This is a genomic window from Enterococcus avium ATCC 14025, from assembly GCF_000406965.1.
Taxonomy (GTDB): domain Bacteria; phylum Bacillota; class Bacilli; order Lactobacillales; family Enterococcaceae; genus Enterococcus_A; species Enterococcus_A avium.
On record NZ_KE136359.1, the window covers coordinates 13,506 to 35,029 of the forward strand.

16 protein-coding genes and 1 pseudogene are annotated in these 21,524 nt (G+C 35.4%); 15 read left to right on the forward strand and 2 right to left on the reverse strand.

Going from position 1 to position 21,524, the window contains the following annotated elements; all coding sequences use genetic code 11:
- Nucleotides 1-145 precede the first annotated feature (145 nt).
- Both OMU_RS06850 and OMU_RS06855 read left to right on the forward strand, forming a co-directional pair.
- Nucleotides 146-1,093, forward strand: coding sequence for a 1-phosphofructokinase family hexose kinase (locus tag OMU_RS06850; protein WP_016179226.1), 948 nt, complete (start codon nt 146-148; stop codon nt 1,091-1,093).
- A 3-nt stretch (nt 1,094-1,096) separates the two neighbouring features.
- Nucleotides 1,097-1,741, forward strand: a complete 645-nt coding sequence (locus OMU_RS06855; RefSeq protein WP_016179227.1) for a class II aldolase/adducin family protein — start codon at nt 1,097-1,099, stop codon at nt 1,739-1,741.
- 586 nt (nt 1,742-2,327) lie between these two features.
- On the opposite strand, the gene OMU_RS06860 is transcribed toward OMU_RS06855, so the two are convergent.
- Nucleotides 2,328-3,842, reverse strand: coding sequence for an IS3 family transposase (locus OMU_RS06860; protein ID WP_016179228.1), 1,515 nt, complete (start codon nt 3,840-3,842; stop codon nt 2,328-2,330).
- Nucleotides 3,843-4,544: 702 nt separating this feature from the next.
- On the opposite strand from OMU_RS06860, the gene OMU_RS06865 reads away from it, so the two are divergent.
- The 9 genes and pseudogenes from OMU_RS06865 (at nt 4,545) to OMU_RS06905 (ending at nt 16,687) form a co-directional block, all read left to right on the forward strand.
- The gene (locus tag OMU_RS06865; RefSeq protein ID WP_016179229.1) at nt 4,545-7,061 is read left to right on the forward strand and encodes an ATP-binding protein; all 2,517 of its coding nucleotides are present in this window, start codon (nt 4,545-4,547) and stop codon (nt 7,059-7,061) included.
- A 73-nt stretch (nt 7,062-7,134) separates the two neighbouring features.
- Nucleotides 7,135-7,578 carry a hypothetical protein gene (locus tag OMU_RS06870; RefSeq protein ID WP_016179230.1) on the forward strand — a complete coding sequence of 148 codons (444 nt, stop codon included), beginning with the start codon at nt 7,135-7,137 and terminating at the stop codon, nt 7,576-7,578.
- A gap of 68 nt (nt 7,579-7,646) precedes the next feature.
- Nucleotides 7,647-9,707 carry a CD3337/EF1877 family mobilome membrane protein gene (locus OMU_RS06875; protein ID WP_016179231.1) on the forward strand — a complete coding sequence of 687 codons (2,061 nt, stop codon included), beginning with the start codon at nt 7,647-7,649 and terminating at the stop codon, nt 9,705-9,707.
- A gap of 175 nt (nt 9,708-9,882) precedes the next feature.
- Complete coding sequence (locus OMU_RS06880; protein WP_016179232.1) at nt 9,883-10,590, forward strand: helix-turn-helix domain-containing protein; 708 nt, start codon at nt 9,883-9,885, stop codon at nt 10,588-10,590.
- A gap of 11 nt (nt 10,591-10,601) precedes the next feature.
- The gene (locus tag OMU_RS06885; RefSeq protein WP_016179233.1) at nt 10,602-11,519 is read left to right on the forward strand and encodes a helix-turn-helix domain-containing protein; all 918 of its coding nucleotides are present in this window, start codon (nt 10,602-10,604) and stop codon (nt 11,517-11,519) included.
- Nucleotides 11,520-11,614: 95 nt separating this feature from the next.
- Entirely contained in the window at nt 11,615-12,775 is a 1,161-nt protein-coding gene (locus OMU_RS06890; RefSeq protein WP_016179234.1) for a phage tail tip lysozyme, read from the forward strand.
- A gap of 512 nt (nt 12,776-13,287) precedes the next feature.
- Nucleotides 13,288-14,694, forward strand: a complete 1,407-nt coding sequence (locus OMU_RS06895) for a PIN-like domain-containing protein (protein ID WP_016179235.1) — start codon at nt 13,288-13,290, stop codon at nt 14,692-14,694.
- Nucleotides 14,695-14,942: 248 nt separating this feature from the next.
- Nucleotides 14,943-15,587 (forward strand): hypothetical protein, encoded by a 645-nt coding sequence (locus OMU_RS06900; RefSeq protein WP_016179236.1) that lies wholly within the window; start codon nt 14,943-14,945, stop codon nt 15,585-15,587.
- 104 nt (nt 15,588-15,691) lie between these two features.
- Nucleotides 15,692-16,687 (forward strand): annotated as a pseudogene (locus OMU_RS06905) (IS256 family transposase).
- Nucleotides 16,688-16,964: 277 nt separating this feature from the next.
- Here OMU_RS06905 and OMU_RS06910 read toward each other — a convergent pair.
- Nucleotides 16,965-17,798 carry a MurR/RpiR family transcriptional regulator gene (locus tag OMU_RS06910; RefSeq protein WP_016179239.1) on the reverse strand — a complete coding sequence of 278 codons (834 nt, stop codon included), beginning with the start codon at nt 17,796-17,798 and terminating at the stop codon, nt 16,965-16,967.
- Between the two features lie 182 nt (nt 17,799-17,980).
- Here OMU_RS06910 and OMU_RS06915 point away from each other — a divergent pair, with 182 nt between their 5' ends.
- The 4 genes from OMU_RS06915 to OMU_RS06930 are packed head-to-tail and all read left to right on the forward strand — an operon-like array spanning nt 17,981 to nt 21,266.
- Nucleotides 17,981-18,460 (forward strand): PTS sugar transporter subunit IIB, encoded by a 480-nt coding sequence (locus OMU_RS06915; protein WP_016179240.1) that lies wholly within the window; start codon nt 17,981-17,983, stop codon nt 18,458-18,460.
- 11 nt (nt 18,461-18,471) lie between these two features.
- Nucleotides 18,472-19,227 (forward strand): PTS mannose/fructose/sorbose/N-acetylgalactosamine transporter subunit IIC, encoded by a 756-nt coding sequence (locus OMU_RS06920; RefSeq protein ID WP_016179241.1) that lies wholly within the window; start codon nt 18,472-18,474, stop codon nt 19,225-19,227.
- A complete protein-coding gene (locus OMU_RS06925) occupies nt 19,227-20,057 on the forward strand; it encodes a PTS system mannose/fructose/sorbose family transporter subunit IID (RefSeq protein WP_016179242.1) in 831 nt (276 codons plus the stop codon). Before OMU_RS06920 ends, OMU_RS06925 begins: the two co-directional genes overlap by 1 nt.
- A 9-nt stretch (nt 20,058-20,066) precedes the next feature.
- Entirely contained in the window at nt 20,067-21,266 is a 1,200-nt protein-coding gene (locus OMU_RS06930) for a M20 family metallopeptidase (RefSeq protein WP_016179243.1), read from the forward strand.
- The last annotated feature ends 258 nt before the right edge of the window (nt 21,267-21,524 follow it).

Sequence of the window (21,524 nt, forward strand, 5' to 3'; positions counted from 1 at the left end):
ATTGTTATTAGTCAGTGGTTATTTTCAAAAAAATACCATTTTTACGATAGTAGCTTTAATCATTGGAATCTCATTTCGCTATTTCGGAGATACTTTAGTATTCACAGATATTAACAAACGAATCGAAAGGAGATTAACTAAGTAAATGATTTATACGATAACCTTAAATCCAGCAGTTGACACTGTCTTAAAAGTTAGTAAAGTACTCACTCGTGGAGAAAATAATCGTGTACAAGAGCGCACCTTAGATGTAGGTGGCAAGGGAACCCATGTTTCTTGTGGTCTTTCATTAATGGGACAAGAAAATATCTGTACCGGTATCATTGGTAGCAACGGCAAAGAAACTTTGATTGGTCTCTTAAAGGATTATGGTGTAGAGGCTAGTTTTTTAGAAGTTGAAAATGAATCAGTCAGAGATACGTTCGTAGTAACAGACGAAAGCGGAGAAGGCTCCTATATGATTACGGAGTATGGTTTTGAAATTTCTAGAGAACTCATTGATCTACTGGTTTCCAAGAAATTAAGAGATTTAACCACTGAAGATACGGTGGTTCTGTCAGGAAATCCTTCGCTGCAAACTTCTACTGAGGTCTTTAATTATCTTCTTGACTATTTGGAAGAACGAGGTGTTAGATTAGTTGCCGATGTTTCAGGTGTGTACCTTCAAGAAGTATTGAAACGGGAAATTTTTCTAATCAAGCCGAATCAATTTGAATTTGGTGAAATAGTTGGATCAGAATTGAATAGCCTGGAAGATTGTATTGAAGCCTATCAAAAGAATAAGGACTTACTTTCGAATATTAAAAATATCAGTGTGTCAATGGGAGGTTCAGGTTCTGTCTTTCTAACAAAAGAAGAAGTTTACCTTTTTACTCCTCCGAAAATTAATGTTATCAATGACACAGGATCTGGTGATGCCTATGTCTCTGGCTTAGTATATGGCTTATACAACCAATACGCTATTCCGAAAGTTGGGAAGATTGCAACTGCAATTGGTGCTGCAAAAGCAGAGGAAGAATTGAGTACAGGTTTTGACATTCGTCGGGTAGAAGAATTGGAACACCAAGTTATTTGTAAAAGAATAGGGGAGTGAACGATGCTCTATTATGAAGAAAGAGTAAAGCTGACAAAGTTTGTAAAAACGATGTATGACCGCAAATTTTCGAATGAAGCTGGAGGAAATGTTAGTGTTAAAGTAAGTGATAAACATTTCATAATGACACCTACGCTGGCTAGTCAAAACTTTTTGTGGGACTTGAGACCGGAACAGATTTTAGTCATCGACAAAGATGAACAAATTATCGAAGGAACAGGGAAAGTAACACGTGAAGTGAATATGCATATGGCCGCATTTCAAGAATGCAAACAAATTGAATGTGTTATTCATGCGCATCCCTTTAACTCTTTAGTTTTTGCTAGTTTGGGATTAGAAATGCCGAACTTAACGGAAGGGACACAAAAGCTAGGACAAATAAGTTGTTTAGAATTTGCCCCAGCGACAACGCCTGAATTGGGTGAAGTTGTTAGAGAAGCAGTAAAAAAAGATCAAGCTATCCCAAAAGCATATTTGTTAAGAAAACACGGTGTCTTAGTGGTTGGAAGCACTCTTGAAAAGACATTTGATATGCTTGGACGATTGGAATGGAATGCCAAAGTTGCCAAAGAATATCTTGTGCTTAAACAAATTGGTGTTGAAGGAATAGATGATCTTTCGACATACAATTATAACACAGAAGAATAAGTTAATAAAATTTATAAGTACAGATTTAATTGTGGTATTTTTGCTATGGAGAGGTACTCTCATTAAAATCTGTACTTTTTATGATGCTTTTTAGTGAGACTTCTAATGCGTTTATGTTTCTTTTGTACTTAGAAGCTTTCTCCATGAGTTTAAAAACGTTTGATAATTACGGATATAAGAGCGACACAAATAAAGTTTTCAGTAGAAAATATTCTTAATTCGTGGCTTTGGACAAACTTCGACACTTATTAATCCAAGCAAAAGTTCGTTCAACTATCCAACACAGGTAAAGGAACATCAAGGTTTGTAAGTTTTTGGTCACCATAGAATGTGGATTTTCGGACATAGAAATACCGAATAATTTCTGATTTTAGTTATTTCACCCGGTATAACTTGACAAGGAACCTTCTTGGATAAGAATACGAGCCTTTAAAAGCCTTAATTTAAAAGGATTCAGGCTCGTTAGAAGGGTATCATATCCAAGTTCCTAATCAAGCAATACCTAGCAGATGTTATCTACCAGCCTACATTCTGCTTACCTACATTCGTGTCCAAAAAGGGGGTGCGGATGTTTTTCTGGACCTTTTTAACCAATACATCCTTGCTTCTTCCGATATTGAAGAGGACTTAGTCCCCCTAAAGATAACTTAATCCGTTGATTATTATACCAATAGATATAGTCATCCAATTGATTCATAAACTGGTTAATTGTCGTGTTTTTCCAGTCACGTTGGTAAAACACCTCATTTTTTAATCGTCCAAAGAAACCTTCGCACGCTGAGTTATCTGGGGAGCAACCTTTTTTAGACATGGAACGAGGCAAGTTCGCTTTGTTCATTCGTTCGATCCAACCGGGCCATCGGTAATGAGCACCACGGTCAGAATGAACGATTGGACGCTCCTGGTCTTGAAGGGTAGCGAGTCCAGCGTCTAACATAGTATTCACTAATTCTGCATCAGGTTTTGTTCCAATAGTCCAGCTAATAACGGCGCCATCATAGCAGTCAACCAATGGGGATAAATAGACTTTCCCTGCGGGAATCCTAAACTCGGTAATATCTGTTAGCCATTTCTCATTTGGCATTTTTGCTTTGAAGTTGCGATTCAATAAATTAGGTTGTGCAGGAGTAATCTCCCCAGCATACGAAGAGTATTTTTTTCGTCTAGAAAATTTAACAAATAGATTTTCCTCGAACATCAATTTACGTACGACTTTTTCAGAAAGGATTTTCCCCATATTTTTTAAAGCTTGATGAATTCTGCGGTAACCATAAGCGCAGAAATTACTGTTGAAAATCGTGACAATTAATTGGCGTTCTTCAAAATACTTATCCGGTTGCTCAAGTACCTGTTTTTGATAAAAGTAGCTACTTTTAGACAACTGGAGCTGTTGAAGAAGATCTTTCAAGTTGAATTGATTTCGTAAGGCATCAATCAATAGAGTCTTTTCTTGATTTGATAGACGAAGTAGATTGATGCCTTTTCCTTTTTTTAGTAGTTCAGCTGCTCCTTCGAGTAATGCTTTCTCAAGCTGCAATTGGTGTACTTGTTCTTGTAACTCTTCTACTTCCTTTAAAAGTAATTCTTTTTGTTTTCCTTGATTTTTTGAAGTCATGCGCAGAGGGAAATCCTTTCCAAGATAAGTGGCCTTCCATTGATATAGAGCAACCCTACTGATTCCTTCAGCTTCAGCTAAGCCTTTTCTGTTGGTTTGAGGTTTATAGAACTTTTTCAACACGTCTTCTTTTTGATCTTTGGTTAACTTTACCGCACTTTTTCGAAGTTTTCTAGCACCTGGTGCGAGTTCTTCACACCATTGTCGTAAGGAGCCTTTATTTGGGTAACCAAGCATTCGAATGGTTCGTGCATAACATTGACCATATTCAAAATAATGATTCACAGCGACTCTTTTTTGTTCTTCAGAATACTTTGACTTCTTCCGGAGTTCCTGATGGAGCTCTCCAGATACCAAATATTCTTTATACCATTGACGTAGTGCTCCAACGGACGGATAACCTAATTTCCGAATGGTAGCGGCGTAGGAGCAATCATATTTTAAAAATAACTGAATTGCTTTTACACGTTCTTCGTGGGAAAACATACGGATATTCCTCCTAAGTTCATTTTTAGTCCAGGATTATGTCCGCACCCCCAAAACGACATTTTTAAATGTCCGTTGACACAACACATAAGGAATACGCCCCACGAAGTGGTTCTTTAGCAACTATATTGATCGTTTTATTTAAAAATACGATTATCTGAGTGACGGTTGTCCCACGATAGCCTGAATCAGTTGAAATTTTTTATTGACTTGAAGCGCTCTTTAAAATAACGCAACCAACAGTGGTGTCGTACCAATTAAAAGGGCATAACAACAAGGATATGTCGCTTTCGACTATTTACTTTGTCCTCCATTCATTGTGATATCCTCAGAGTTATAGATAGTTTTTACAATCTGGGAGTCAATAATCCCATAACTTGGACTTTCATTTTCACAATCTCTTTTGTAGAAAGACCACACGGTTTTATATGGCGGAAACTCCTGTGACAACATACTTCATTGGCATACAGATTTAAAAAAATGAAGAACAACATACATCAATACTCACGTTTCCTGTGTCTGTCTATTTCCATACTTTCCGTTATCAAAAAAAAGTTTGATCTTTTGCCATTGCCTATCTGTTAAGTCAGAAAGATGTGCCATTTAACACATCTCTTTTTGACTTATCTTATCAAGAAGCTATTTCATGAAGACAGCTTCCTATTTGCTAACAATATGTGTAAAGAGACTGGAGGATATAAGATGACTAATATAAAAAGTCCCATTCGGACATTAAAGGGAAATTTATTGCTAACATACGATAATGACATCTGGGCATACTACCAAGTATCCCCAAAAACGATTTCGCAAAATAATCCTAAAGCGATTCAAGAAAATAAAGAGCAAATGGCAAATCTAATGCAGCTTCTGGCACCTTATGAAGATGTAGAATTGATCATGTTCCCACGCACCATGAATTTATCTAATCGATTTACTAAATTATCAGAAGGATTTGATCAGAACAATCCCGATATTGGTAGTTATTACGCTAAGGAAACAGTCAATCTACTGGAAAGAGAAGGTACGATTTATCGGCCTTCTTTTTTGTTGGGTTTGAAAGTAAAGGATCAGTACATTGCTGAAAGTTTGAAGGAGGCATTTAAGAAAATATCCAATGAATTAGCAGATGAGGTGTTAGGATTCGCTGGGTATGAACGAACTGACGGTGAAACGATCCTCAAAAAAATCGTCCCAGTTTCAAATGAGGTCTCTCAATTGTTGTATTCTTTTTCGATCCGCCCTTTGGCAAAAGAAGAAATGATCTATGTGAATCGCCTGCAATATATCAGAGGGATGCCTCATAAAATTGAAGATGAAAATCATTGGCAAGATATTGAGGATATCCAATCTGCGATCATTCGCCCGGTAAATAAAGGAAAAGGTATTTTGAAGGTCGAGGATGAACTCGGAGAAAGCTACTTATCCATTCTTCCGATCGGAACTTTCCCAGAGAATATGAGCAATATGAGTATCTTTCAGTTTGCGCAAGATTTGAATTTCCCAGTAGAATTTCGGATGAAGCTTCATTATCCAGAACTGGGAGGATCACAAGGACTCCAAATGCGAGCAGGATGGTTAAATAATCGCTTCAAGGATGAACAAAATGATCAAGAAAAACATGGGGATGAACCTACGGATCGTGTTCTGACCATTCGCTATTTACTAAAACATATGCGAGAACGTATGAGTAACAATGAGCCAATCATTGACTGGCTGGGCTGCTTTGTTGTGTATGGGAATACGAAGGAAGAAGTTCGGCAGCGTAGTTTATCCATTATCAAACTATTGAGTCAAAGTGTACGAGTCTGTCGTGGGAAAAATGATCAAGTAAAACTATTCTATAAACTGTTAATTGGACAGCCGTTAGGAGGTCAGATGCATTGGAAGCAACGTACAAATGTTGATGCTATTGCAGAATTGCTTTTTGGGACGATCACAGAATTGGGAATGGATTCGGGTTGGTATATTGGCCGTCAAGATGTTGTCGGATTGAATGGTTCCAAAGGTGAAAAAACGGAGCTGGAAGAATTAATTTATGCCTCTAATAAGTATGTCTTTTTGAATCCTTTAGCAATTGCGGAAGGAATTAGAGGTGCGCTTTATGATGCGCCACACATGGCAGTTACAGGGAAAACCGGTAAAGGGAAAACCTTTCTTGTGGGATTAATTTTCCTCTATAGTTCCTTTTTAGAAGCCCAAAGCCTTCTGATAGATCCCAAAGGCGAAAAAAGAAAATGGTTCAAGAAACTGGTCAACAATCCATATTACCAACAGAACTACCCATTATTCGTACAACATTTAAATAGCATTAATTACGTGACATTGGATGCAAAAAAGAAGGAAAACTACGGTGTGTTAGACCCACTAGTTTATCTAGATCGAATTGATGCTAAACAAGTGGCACAAGATATGATCAATGAATTGAGTCCGTTAGGAAAGGATCACAAGCTAAAAGGAGCGGTACTAGAAGGAATTCAAAAAATATTGACTAAGCGAGAAAATGGTGAGCTAGTGGGATTAATGCATGTCGTTGATTGGTTAGAAGAACATGCGGATGAAAAAATTCATGAATATGGTCGCTTCCTGCATTTAACGATTACTGATTCGATCTTGCGTTTAGGTTTTAGTTATGGCGAAAATAATGGACTGGATTTCAAAGAGAAAACAACCGTGCTGGAAATCCAAGATTTAACGTTGCCCAAAGATGATATTTCACCTGAATTATACTCTGATGCCGATAGAAAGTCCTTGTGTTTGATGATCAGCTTGGGACGTTTTTGTGAGATGTTTGGGAAACGTGACATTGAGCAGAAAACAGCCGTCTACTTCACGGAGGCTTGGGTCTTTAATAAATCGAATTCCGGTCGAGCAATTATTTCATCGATGGCTCGTGTAGGGCGATCTCAAATGAATCAATTGGTGTTGGATACTCAGTTTATTGATGATCTAGGCACAGAGGACGAAAAAGGAAACTATGGGATCGTCTTTGCTTTTGACGAGGATAGCGAACGAGACAAAATACTCACTCACTTGAGTCTTGAATGTAATGAAGAGAACCGAAAAGAAATGAAACGGATGATCAAGGGGCAATGTTGGATGCGTGATATTTATGGCCGTGTTGGGAAATTAAATGTTCACAGCCTGTTTGAAGAGTTCACGGAAGCGTTGAAAACAACAGAGAAAACGAGTAATAGTGAAGCAGAAGAACAGGTCGCATAGATCAATTCCTTGTAGACAAATGAAATCATTCATTGCTATACTTTTATGCAACTATTTAAAAGGTTGGGGTAAAATGAAAAAATATGGGATGGCTGCGTTACTATTTTTGACTTGTCTTCTTATGGCAGGCTGCGGTAAATCCATGAATAAAATGGATGATCAAACAAAAATTGCTGTGAAAACAGTCATGGATTTTAAGAGTAAATACAACAAGAAAGATAATGAGGAACGAAAAGATTATGATTTTGATTCAGGTTATTTTCCGACTGATTTATCTGAAAAAGATGCATTGCAAGTTTATTTGATGAAAGCAAAAAATGATGAGAACAATGTTTACTATATCAAGTATAACGAAACGGAGTATTCTGATCCTGACTTGAAAAAGAAAATAAAAGATCATGTTCGTGAATCTGCGGCAACTTCAAATGGAAAGGAATTCGAACCAATTTCTGAAACGGAATTTATCCAAGCGATTGAACAAGAAAATGTGACGAAAGTTTTTGAAGCAAAAGAATAGTTTATAAAAGGGTCTGGAAGCAGACTCTTTTTTGATGTCTAAAAATAAAAAAAAGGAGGGATTTAAAATTGGTCAGAACGAACAAACGAAGGCTGTTGTTTATCTTACTTCCCATCCTTTTGATCCTGCTTCTATCTGTATCAGCCTATGCAAAGTCGGATAAAGAAGCGATCTATACTGTGGGCAAATACCACCTTGATACTTTCTCTTCGTACATAGGTGATACAGAATTTTCACTTGGAAAGATGTTATTTGGAAAAAACGGGACAGACTTTATCCAGATGATTACTAACATGTCGTTTAGCACGAACAAAATTATTTGGCAGGTATTTGATTTTATTATCGAAAAACTCTATAAAGGAGCGGCAATGGATGGTCTTATCCATACCTTTTTCCAATTCTCTAAAAATATCTACGATAAGCTATTTAATGTGGTCGGTCTAGGATTAACTGGAGGATATGTCGTTTATATCTTCTATTTGAAGGTTTGTAGAAGTGGAAATCAGGCAAAGCGAGCCCTTGTCCGCTTTTTATGTGTAGTTGGTTTTTCAATTCTTTGGTTTGGAAATGGCACAGTAACCAGTCAGGGTGAAAAAATGACGAAGGATTTAAATACCTGGTCAACTGCTGTTGAAGGGTTAATTTTTGAAGCGACCAACGGAATTGATGATCTAAGTGTTGCGACCACCAGTGAGGATGCGATCAAACAAATTCGTGAAATGTATTATCAGAAGGCGGTTGTCGATCCGTATCTATTATTAAATTATGGAACGACTGATATTGAAGAGTTAGAAAAGGCTGGTATCAAACCAACAGAGTTCTTGTCTGAAAGTATCAAAAGTGAAGCCTTAAAAAATATCTCTAATGTTGTGATCGATGCGGCAAAAGAAGATGATGAAAAAACAGAATCTTATCGTGCGTTCATTCAACCAACAAAGAGTATTTACAAAATGATCGTGGGATTAATGAGTCCAAGTTTAAATGTATCTGTTGGAATTCCTATCTTGATGATCGGAATGGTTCGTTTTTTATTCCAGTTAGGAGTGCTGTTGATGCTGTTGGCAATCGCTTTTATGTTGATCGTTTCCTTCTTTCCAGGCATGGATTATATGATTTTTCGTGGGTTAAAAACGTTTGTGGGATTTGTCTTTCAAAAATCGATTTATAGTGTGTTAATTCTAGTGGCGTTCCTTGTTTTCAATATTATTGATGATTTGATTCTAATGAATACCGTAGCTGGTTTTATCGGTAATATGTTTGTTCGAGGGATTGTTTCGTTGACCGTATTCGTAAAACGGAAAGATATTTTAGCAAAGCTGGGATTAGGACAAGCGGATCGTACATTAGCTGAGGCAAAATCCAAAGCACAAACTACGACAAGAGAAGTTAGCCGAACCATTCATCGAGGAAAAGATTTAACGGAACGAGCAATTTTAAGAGGAGAGAATGTTGCTGGGAAGATCCATCCAGGTATATTAGCGGCAAGTCAGTTGTTCCAACGAACAAAACAGCAACACGCCACACCAGTAAAACAATCGAATGCCAAGCCTTCGGAAATTGCTTATGGCAGAAAAAAACAATTGCCATTTGAAGGAGAGAAATTACTTGTGGAAAATAAACCAAACATTGGACCACCGCCTGTAAAAATGCAACGTCCACGAAAGACGATAGAGCCACCCAGCGTACAAGTAGCAACTCCAATTGGTGATCCCATTCCATTATCTGTTTCTGCTTTACCAATTGATAAATTGATTAAAAATGGCAAAGCTGGTGGAAAAAGAAACCGAAAAATGAGCTTGGTACAACCATCAAAGAATTATGTTGGTCAGTCGGTACCGTTAACTCAGAAAACACCAAAATTAATTGCGAATGATTCTTTGACGCAACAAATTACACAATTGAAGCAATCACGATCAATGATCACCAATCAAAACTCGTTACAATCGATGCAACAAATAAGTGGTCACACAAAAAATAATCGAACAATAAAAATGACGGGAAGCTCAAAAGAGCAGATTCATGTCGATCCAGGTTCAAGTGACCACTCGAAGTCTATTGTACTCGATCAATCGATTGAAGGAAAACTGGGTAAAGATTTTTCATTACCGGAAGGCAGAAGCCCACAGTAAAAGATAATATATTTCACTAAGAAGTTTACAGTATAAAATAATTAAGGTGTCAATTAAGAACCATTAAATTGGCTTTTATTGATAGATATTATTCGGATTTGACCAATTGTTTTGGACAAATTGAGTATTCCAATTTTTTACCAATTTGTAATAATAGTTACAAGAGGTGAAAGACATGGAAATAAATGATCAAATTAGGCATGAACGAGAAATAAGAAATTTATCACGAGATGAGTTTAAAGAATCCTTGTTTGAAACAACCGGACTCAATGTGAGTTCAAAAACTATTCAACGGTGGGAAGAAGGTGTTTTACCTAACATTATTGAATTACAATGCTTAGCAGAATATTTTGGAATAAAAGCTTCAGACTTGCTTGATGAAGAAAAGGACCCTTTTGTATTATCGAGAAATGAGTTGTATGATTTTGGAGAAAATTTACTAGGTTATTCATTAATGGATAATTTTACTGATTTAATGAGTGTTTACTATATCACCAAAAAGAATAATAGTGGATTTGAATCTGTTCCTCGCTATGATATTGAACTTCAAGGTGCAAATTTTCTTTTATCATCCAGTCAGAGTTATTCTGAGGCAATACGCTTTGCTAATCATTTTTTTGATTGGATTGAACGATGCCGAAAAATTTATTCTTCAGAGAATGAAAAAGGTAATGAAATTTTTCTTCATGATGATTCAGTAGGATCAAGAAGTTATTTTGATCCTCGGACAATACTAGATGCAGAGGAAATGATTTTAATAAAAGAAGGGATTATTTCAGAATTATATTGGTTCAATCAAGAAATTTCTGAGTATCTCTATGATAAATTCAATGGGAAAATGAGTAGTAACTTGAGCTTTATTAGACGAAAAATTTATTCTTAGGGGGTAATAAGATGGATAGACAATTAGTCATTGCGAACAAGTTAAAAGAAGCGCGATTAAATTTGAGGATCACACAAAAAGAATTGTCTGAAAAAATAGGTGAATCTCAAACGAATATTAGTAAATGGGAAAATGGAAATTCAATTCCCCAAACAAGTCAGTTGAATGCTATTTGTTCGTGTTTGGAAATAAGTATAGATGAGTTGCTTGATAATCGCTTGATTCATCTTAAAAAGAGTGAAAAGCAATTTGGTAAAGATATATTTGAGTTAGTTAATGTAAATACGCCTGAGGAGTTTTACGCTAACTATCAGCTAGTAAATAAAGAGCAAATTTTGGTTTTTCCTGAAGCTGCCTGTGCAGAATTATTAAAAGAAATAGAAAAGGAGACCATGCGGATTTGTGCAGATATTGATGATGGACTCTATTATCTCCTTGTATGGGATAGATTTGCTGATAGATGGTTAAGTTCAAATGTATTTAAAAATTTGAAAAATTACTTGGAAAAATCCAATTACAAAAAGAGAGTAAAAGGAGGTGATTTGGATGGTTCTATCATTGACGGACTAACAAAAGATTCTGCACTTTATCGAATGGTAAAAGAATTTATTACATTCTGGACATGGGTAAATCAAATGATTGTTCTTTTAGCCAGTGATTTAACCGAAAATGGATTGCGTTCAACAATTGATCCAATATCAGATGAAGAGTTTTATCTGAACAAAGAGTATTTTCCTTCTAATCCTGGAGTTTTCGTATATCGAATTCTACTAAGGAGATTTTATAATGGTTTAGTTTCATCTGGGATGATTATTGAGGGAGAATATGAAGAAGAGTTTATTTATCATCTTGAAGATGTAAATGTATTGCGATATTTCAATTTTGCAAAGGAAAAATTCAACTATATAAATAAAGTTAAGTTTTATTAGAAATATAAAAAATATGCATTACTTGATAATATGCACATTTAACCCTAGAGAAAATCAATCTCTAGGGATTTTTCTTTTTAGAGAGGATTGCTGGGATGGAAGAAACCAGAAAAAGACGAGGCTGCGGATGTGGCTGCCTAGGGTGTCTGATTCCAGTTTTAGTCGTTGCCTTTTTGTTCATTTTGGGAATGTACATTATGGGCGTAGACGATGAAAACCTTTGTGAAGATAGACCTAGTGCAGTATCTATTAATATTGATAATGCTGGATCAGAAGAAAATGCAAAAGCTATTTACGATTTTTTTATAACAGAATTGGAGGCAACACCACAAGGAGCAGCAGGACCAATGGGATGTATGGATTTTGAAAGTGGTGGATTCAATCCAGATATTGAGAATCCATCAAGTGGTGCTTTTGGATTAGCGCAATGGTTAGGTTCTCGTAAAGAGGCGCTACGATCGTTTGCGGCAGAAAAAAGGAAAGAGATGTCAAACCTAGGTGTCCAGTTGGAATTTCTCAAAAAGGAACTAGAGAATCCTTATTACGCCAAAGCGAAAGCTGCGCTACAGTTGACCGATGTTCATGAAGCTCAACATCAATGGTTGCTCTGGTTTGAAGGTCTCAGCCAAGATTCTTCTCAATGGCATTCAGAAGAACGGAATGCTAGGGCAGACAAATGGTTTGCGAAGTTTGGCAGCAGCGATCCAATTTCAGGGGCTGCTATGGAAAATGCAGCAAAAGGCCAGTTAGAAAATTTAGCAGCAAAATGTGCGTCAGTCAGTACCGGAGATGGCGGTGATATTCTTGAAACTGCAAGAGAATTAATAGGCTACTTCAGTTATTCCCAAGAAAGACGGACTCAATTTGGGACGATCGATAATCCTGATAAAAATGGTTTTACAGATTGTTCCAGTTTTGTATGGTTTGTACTGACTAAAGCTGGATATAAGACTCCTCAAGTACCGTGGGCGACTCCATCCATGACAAGTGATGCACGAGGATTAAAACAATATCTTCAAGAAATCCAAGAAAGTGAAGCCAAGGCAGGTGATATCATTGTGGTCAATCTAGGTGGAGGTTTCGGGAATGATGGACACACCGCAATTCTTGCAGAAAACTATTATGGAACTGCTACAAAGATCATTGAAATAGGTGGTTATGGCACAGATTCTGTTCATATAGGGCAAATTGATACTTCCTTTGGATATTTATTATCTGGGGATGTTTGTTTTGCCCGCGCTGTAGAAGAATCATAAGAATAAAGTAGTAAAGGATAAAAAGTTCATTTAGTTCTTTGGATCAGATTAATCGATCGGCAGGGAACGTTGTTTATTGGATTAACTTCAACAGCAAGAAGTGCATCTCGACAAGAAACAATCCTCAAATGGTTTCTGTGTCTGTGATCAAGATACTTGTTATGGACATCTTTTGATAAGGAACGAACTGAATGGAGAGTGGGCGGTAAAATTGTATAAAGTTGGATTGAGTAAATGACAACAGTTAGCGATGAGGATGCTACGATCTCATTGGCACTCATGATGGATCTTTTGAGAGGCAAAGATACTCAAGCACATAGTATAAAAAAATGACAAAAGGTGAAGAAAATTACACGTACCTTCAAGGCACAGTGAAGTTTATTAAAAAGGTTTATCAAAATGTATGAAACTCTAAGTATACTCTTAACGAACAATTATTTTTTTGAATGGTATCTATATCATTGAGGAAGTTTGGTATAATGTTTTCGAGATGGAAATCAAAGGAGAAAAAAATGAAAGAAATGTTTAGGGAATTTTATCATAAGGAAAAGATTGACTTTCGTAATCTTTCTGAAGATACACTCATAGTGATTGACACCAATGTGTTATTGCATATTTTTAGATTTTCTATTGAAAGTCGAAAAAAATTATTCAATTCTTTGGAAAACGTTTCAGATAATTTATGGGTTCCGTATATAGCTGCACTTGAGTTTCATTTTAATAAACAGTCTGTAATTAGAGGTATTAAGATACAGAAAAAGAATTTTGGTAACAAACTGGAAAGTAATGTTCCAAAATTAACTAAAGTTTTCAACGAAGAGATGGATAGTTTTGGTTCACTGATTAGAAGCACTGACGAAAATGAAGTAAGAAAAAATATAAAAGAGAACTTTAGTAAGGAACTGAATAAATTTGTAAACTCCTTTATTCAAGAGGAGGTAGAAAAAGAATTCTCATTAATTGGTGATGTTGAGGACACAAGTAATCAATTGGCTGAATTAATGTTTGCTAAAATTGGAGCCGCTCCTTCTCAAGAAGATATAAATTCCATAGAGCTTGAAGGGAAAGAAAGATATAAAATTAGCTTCCCTCCAGGTTATATGGATGAAGCAGAAAAGGGAGAAGAGGTACGAAAGTATGGAGAGATAGAATATCATACAAAATTTGGAGACCTTCTAATTTGGAAAGATATTATTGGGAAAGCTAAAAAAGGTGATTATTCTAATGTCGTTTTTGTATCTGATGACTTGAAAGAAGATTGGATTTATCAGACTAAAGGGGAGAAGGTAGGACCTAGAGCAGAACTAAAAAAAGAGTTGTATGACGAAGCAAATGCAGATTTATACACAATGGGATCTGCTAGGTTTATTTCTGAAGTTACCGGTGAAAAACAAGATACCAATATTACTAAGAGAACATATTACAATTCTCAGCATTCCTATTTGAATTTTAAGAACAAGCTCCTTGCCAACATGATACAGACTGAACTATTCGATTTGGAAGAAACAGACCCTGAAACAGCAGATCAATTAAAACAATTTAGTTTATTTGATTCTAGTTCATTAATTGAAGATGAAGAATCCAAAAAATTTTATATTAAATATAGTCATGATAGCTACTTAAATGAACTTAAGGATACTTCTAGAGAATGCAAAAAAATTAGGGGGTTAATAAGAGAGTTCGAAGATCATTTGATGAGAAGTATGGATAAAAATAAGGATATTGGAAAAAATAGACGTAGCTTTTTTAATAAAATTAAAGGATGGGAATTGGACTTGCTAGCTCTTCAGGACGCCCTCGTAAGCGATAAGGCAAGGAATGATAAAGATTATGGCAAAGAGCTGATAGCAAAGTTTTATAATATTAAATTTGAATTTGAAGATTTGATAAGTAATTTACGCCGGTCCAATTTCGATTAAAAAGGATCATGAAAAGAGTGAAATATTAACTGTGTAAGTAGCCACTATTTCTGAATAGGAGGTTATTTCACAGTTTTTCTTTTTTTAAATAGACAAAGCGGTAAGTACACAAAGGATAAAAAGAGGCCTATTCCATGATTTTAGTCGAACTTATTCTGAATACTTATCATGTAGAATCTGTAAATGGCAAGAATGAATTTTAAAAGATATGAGAATGTATTTGAAGTTTGTTAAAAGGAGCAAACAATGTGAAAAAACATATATTGATTGAATTAGTTTTAGTTTCAATTATTTTCGGTTTTTGCTTTTGGAATGTTAATCGTCAACAAGAGAATATTGATCTGTTGAGGACTATTGAAAACCTCAGAGAAAAACAGAAAGAACAAAAAGTAGTTCTAGAAATTCTAAAAGATGAGAATGAAAACTTATCAAATGAATTGGATAAGTTCTATGCATCATTAAAGAATAAGGAACAAATAACAACGATTACAGATACCGACGATAATATATGTGTCGAATATGATCTGGTAGTTAAAAAGGTATTTGAAGCAAACTTAAATTTTACTCCAGATGACATTGAGAATAAGAAAAAAGAAGTATCATCGTATCTATCCGATGAGCTTAATACGGAATACTTTGGTCAGGAAAGAAAGACTTATCAAGATGCAAATGATACGTTTTCCGAGTTGGTGTGGCTTGAAGTTTATCAAAAAGGTATAGAAAACAATAAAGTTGAGGGGGTGGTAGTCGTTTATCATAGGAATAAAAAAATTGGGCTATCATGGAAGAGTGGAATGAATCTTTTTAAGGTAGCTTATAATACTGAAACGAAGAAAATTGTAGAAATTCTAAATTTAGGAAATAGTTTTATAGGAATAAAAATAAAACAATGATATCGAGAGTGTAATATAAACCGTGAAAGTAACCATTAATCCTAGGCAGGTGGTTGCTTCGCGGTTTTTCTTTTTCTAAAATAAGATCAAGAGGTGATTACACGATGGCTAGAAAGAAAAGAAATCCTGATGCCGAAAAGTTAGCTGAATCCATTCTGAATGCCTATCAACCTGAATCTGTCGATGACATGTAAGATGCTTTGAAAGATGTGTTTGGGCCCCTTTTTGAAAAAATGCTTCAAGGAGAATTGAATAACCATTTAGGTTATGATGCCCATTCTAAAGAGCCTAAGGAACACGATAATCGTCGAAATGGCTATGGAATAAAACGCTTAAAACCATTTTTGGTGAAGTGGCTATTGATGTTCCTAGAGACCGAGAGGCTTCCTTTGATCCAGAGTTAATTCCTAAGAGAAAACGAGATGTCTCCGACATTGAAGGGAAGGTTCTTTCCATGTATGCACGAGGAATGAGTCAACGTGATATCGTAACAACCGTCGAAGATATATGTCTTTGATTTTGATAAACTGAAAGCGCGTGGTGTCGAAGATGTCTTTTTCATTTCGATGGACGGTGTTTCTGGCCTCGAAGAAGGCGCAAAAGCGATCTTTCCATCGGTAATTGTTCAGCGCTGTATTGTTCATCTTGTTCGAAATGCATTGCGCTATATTCCAAGTAAGGACTATAAGGAAGTCTGCCGAGATATGAAAAAGTTCTACGGTGCTTCTTCTCTAAACGCTGCACATGCTGCTTTTGACAGTTTTCAAAATCGGTGGTCTCATTATTCTGGTGCTGTAGATGTCTGGAAACGGAACTTTGCACATGTTGAACAACTATTTGATTATGGTAGTGCCATTCAAAAAATTATGTACACTACCAATGCGGTTGAAAGTGATCACTCCAGCTTCAGAAAAGTCACAAAAAAAGGAGCGTTCTCTAATGAGAATGCACTCCTAAAACTACTTTATTTACGCACGAAAGAATTACACGCGAAGTGGTCAGGTGGTCGAATTCAAAACTGGGCTATGGTGCTTAATCAGTTAATGATCAACGAGACCTTCTCCTCTAGAATTGAAAAGTATGCGATTTACCTTCCGTAACAACGGTAGGTTTATTCAACTACGTGTCCAAACAAAATTTGTCTGATTTCAAAAATAGTCAATAAAATTTTGTTTGTTAGAAACTCTTAACTATTTAACTTCCACAGTTTAATTGACAAACTTTGTGAAATCCATTAACTTATTGAAGTTTCAAATTCAGTGTTCCTCAAAGAATAAAACTATCATGAAAATAACCCTCTTAGTCAGTACGCAAAATAAGTACTTCAATAGCCAAAATATTATTTTTATTAAAAGTACACTTGTATATCTGCCACAACTATTTTGTTAAATTGATAGCATTATGAATTTTTTCAAGACTAGGTGTTGGATCCTCATTACTCATAGTAATAACTAGAGTGAATAGAATATCTATGATTAATGATTGTGAAAATCTTCTAGTATATATTCCTGAGTTTTTATATTTTAGTTCCTCTGAAGGTGCTATAAACAGATGATCCGCTGCCTTAGCCAAAGTAGTGTTTGTAAAACTTGATATCACAATGATTGGAACTTCATTTTCCTTTAGCAAATTTGTAATTCTTAATATATCTGAGTTCTCTCCACTGTGAGAAATAATAATGGCACAATCAGATTTAGACATTCTACCGGCCATAAGTAGTTGCATATGGTAATCGTTAATATAATCAACTTCTAAAGGTGAACGTAAAAATTTATGAAATGCATCCAATGCTACAGGTGATGAACCTCCTAAAGAAAATAGAACTGTTCTTTTTGAACTCGTTAATAATGATACAGCTTCAGGTAATTGTTCAAAATCAATCAAAGTGGCCGATTTAGTAATTGAGGAAATTGCTGAATCGACTACTTTTTTTGTAATGGCTTGAATGCCGTCTTCTTCGTAGATTCCTTCAAAAACATTTTTTTTAGAGCTGTTAGATAATAGGACTGTAAGTTCTTTAAAACCTGAAAGCCCGATTTTTTTTGAGAATAAAAAAACTGTTGATTCAGCTACTTCACATATTTCAGCAATTTCAGAAATTGTTTTAGATTTTGCTTCGTCTGTATGATTCAACAAGTAATCTGCAATTCTCCCTTCTTTTTTCGTTAGTGTAGGGTAACTAGCTTGAATAGTATTCTCTAAATAACTCATAATAACCTCCAATTATCGAAATATTTTTATAAAACGTATTTACAAATCAAAAAAATTCTATATAATAAAAATATATCGAATTATCGATCTCGTTTTTAAAAATATTTTTATTTCGTGCTATTAGTATAACACGAATGTGAAAAAAAATAAAAATGAAATCGGTATCAAAAGGAGGAACTTTTATGATAAAAGCTGGATTAGTTAGGGTAGATAGCCGTTTATTACACGGCCAGGTGGTCACACGATGGATTGGACAAACAAATGCGAAAGAAGTAATCATTTTTGATGATGCATTGGCAAATGATGATTTCATGATCGAAGTTTTTCAAATGGCTGCACCTAGTGGTGTAACACTAATTGTGAAATCAATTGATGAAATACCTGAGTTTTTAAGTGATCGCGGTTTAAATAATTCAATAATTCTATTCAAAAGTATCCCTATGGTTTTAAAGGCAATGACAACTGGTATAAAATTTGAACGACTTCAAATTGGTGGTATCGGTGGCGGACCAGACAGAACAGTAGTTTTTAAAAATATCACTTTGACAAAAGATGAGTTTGATGAATTGATTAAGTTGCAACAGGATGGTACTGATATTTATCTTCAAACAGTACCTGAAGAAAGAGAAGTGAAATTAGAAGATATTAAAAACAAATTTTAGGAGGTTAAAAAATGAGTGTAGCACAAGCAATTATATTAGGTGTTCTTTTCTGTTTTTGTCGTATGGGTATTTTATACACTTGGCCAAAGAACATTCCACTTTTCGGTGCGCTACTAATCGGAATTGTGTTAGGAGATGTTCCTCAGGCAATGATTATTGGTGCAGCGATTCAAGCTATTTACATGGGTGTCATTCAACCTGGTGGAAATATCCCGACAGATCAAGTACTAGCCACATTTATTGCATTGCCAATTGCAATTCAAAGTAATCTTTCTCCAGAAGTAGCAGTAACATTAGCAGTTCCAGTTGGGTTACTTGGGGTTTTACTTGATTACATTAGACGAACAGTAAATGCTGCATGGGTTCATATGGCTGATAAGTATGCCGAAAATGCAAATGCAAATGGCGTTATAAGAGCCCATTTTTTATATCCAACTTTAGCTCTTATTCCTATCTACATCATTCCAGTAACGATTGCCATTTATTTAGGACCAACTGCTGTACAAAATTTTATGGATTTCGTTCCCGATTGGATAATGACTGGTTTACAAGTTGCAGGCGGGATTTTACCAGCCTTAGGATTTGCGATAACAATTTCTGTTATTGGTAAAAAAGGGATATTGCCTTATTTTATACTAGGATTTTTCTTATTCCAGTATGCCCAACAAGTAAACACAATCGCCTTTGCCTTATTAGGAATTTTTATGGCATTTATGCATATAACATTTACTAATAACAAAACATCAGAAGAAACGGGGAGTATTTAATGGCTGAAAAAATTGTAGATACTAAACATTTATTGTCAAAAAAAGATATCCGACGTTCGTGGATGATGTGGTTAGGAACATGTGAGTTATCTAATTCATTTGAACGATTACAAAGTTTATCATTTGTTGCCTGTATAGCGCCGATACTTAAGAAGTTATACAAAGAGGATTCTGAATTGAGTAGTGCTCTTAAAAGGCATCTGACTTTTTTCAATACAGAAGGTATTTGGGGAAGTTTGATACCTGGTATTGTAATTGCAATGGAAGAAGAGCGTGCCAAAGGTGAAGAGATCTCTGATGATATGATTACAGGTCTAAAAACTGGATTTATGGGTCCTTTAGCAGGAATTGGAGATACAGTTGACTGGGGAACAATAAGACCAATCATAATCGGCTTATTTTTACCTCTTGCTTCTGCAGGTAGTTGGATTGCAGGGATGGGACCATTTGTGGTTAGTAGTCTAATTACATCAACAATAAGTTACTACCTATTTCAGTTAGGCTATAAGTTCGGACGTAAAAGTATTTTACAGGTTCTAAAAGACGGTAGAATCAACCAATTTATTACAGCATCTAGTATATTAGGAATGTTTATGATGGGAATACTTTCTTCACAGTATGTAAAGTTGGAGCTTAAACCTAAACTGATAGTAAATGGTGAATCCACTGCAATACAATCATATGTTGATCAAATTTTGCCAGGTTTACTACCATTTGTCGCTGTTTTCTTACTATATTACTTAATAAAAAAGAAAAATGTGAAGTATACAACAATTCTATTAGGCGTATTAGCAGTGTCTCTTTTAGGAGCACTAGTAGGATTATTCTAGGAGGACAAAATGGACACAGGAATAAAGAAAACAATATATAGCACAGTGAATAAGCATAAAGAAAATTTGATAAGTATTAGTGAATTCATACATCAAAACCCAGAACTCTGTTATGAAGAATATAAAGCTGTTAGTAAGTTGACAGGTTACTTAAAGAAAGAAGGGTGTGTAGTAAAAGAAAGATTTTGTGGAATTGATACTTCCTTTATCTCAACCCATACAGTAGGTAATCCTAAATATCATTTTGCCATTTGTGCTGAGTATGATGCTCTACCCAAAATCGGTCATGCTTGTGGACACAATATAATTTGTACGGCTGCATTAGGTGCTTATCTAGCTACAAAAATTACCATGGACAAGCATGGCATTGAAGGAAAAGTTTCATTAATTGGAACTCCGGCAGAAGAAGGCGGCGGTGGAAAAATAAAAATAATAGATAATGGCGGTTTTACCGGCGTAGATGCAGCAATTATGGTACATCCAACTTCTGGGACTACTCGAATTGCTGGACGGTGTACAACAACACATTCCTTTTCTATTCAATATAAAGGAAAATCTGCTCATGCTGCAAGTCAACCATTTAAAGGAATAAATGCATTAGATGCCGCAAATTTATTCTTTAATGCTATAGGATTTCTTAGGCAACAGGTTACTTCAGATGTAAGACTTTCAGGCTACATTTCTGAAGGTGGTGTAGCAACTAATATGATACCAGATAATACAAAAATAGAGTTTAGTATTAGGTGTTTAGAGGAAAATGAAATGGCAAGTTTGATTAATCGTGTCAAGAATTGTATTGAAGCAGCTTCTTTGGCAACCGGATGTGACGTAACTATAGAAGAACAAAAAGGATATGCAGCACGAACTTTTAGTGAGACTTTAGGTAATATTTGCCGTGAATCCTTTGAGGAAATGGGTGAGAAGTTACTTCCCGATTTTCCTGATGATTTTGGTTCTACAGACTTTGGTAATGTTAGCCAGTTGATGCCAACAACTAATCCTTATTTTAGTTTGAATCCTACTAGAGTCTCACTTCATACACCAGAGTATGAACAACTAGCTATTAGTCCAATTAGTCATATCGCTATCGAAAGATCGGCAAAAGCAATGAGTCAAACAATTATTGAGTGCTTTACGAATCCATCATTACTAGATAAAGCAATAAATGAAAAAAAGGACAGTTCTGAAGTCAATAAGAGACCAAGGTAATTTTTTCAGATTTCTATTAATAGCAAATAGTCCAAATTATAGTAAAGTGTTTCTTTCGTTTGTTCGAAAAGGAACACTTTTTTTTATAATATGAAAGTTGAATATGCAGTTTACTATACATAATCGTCATTGAAGACAATTTATAAATGTGCTATCGTTTTCACAAGGATTCTATTTCCATCGTTAATTATTTACATGGATATTCAACTAATGAATCATACTATTTTGAAACACTCTAATAAAAATGAGGAGGGAAAG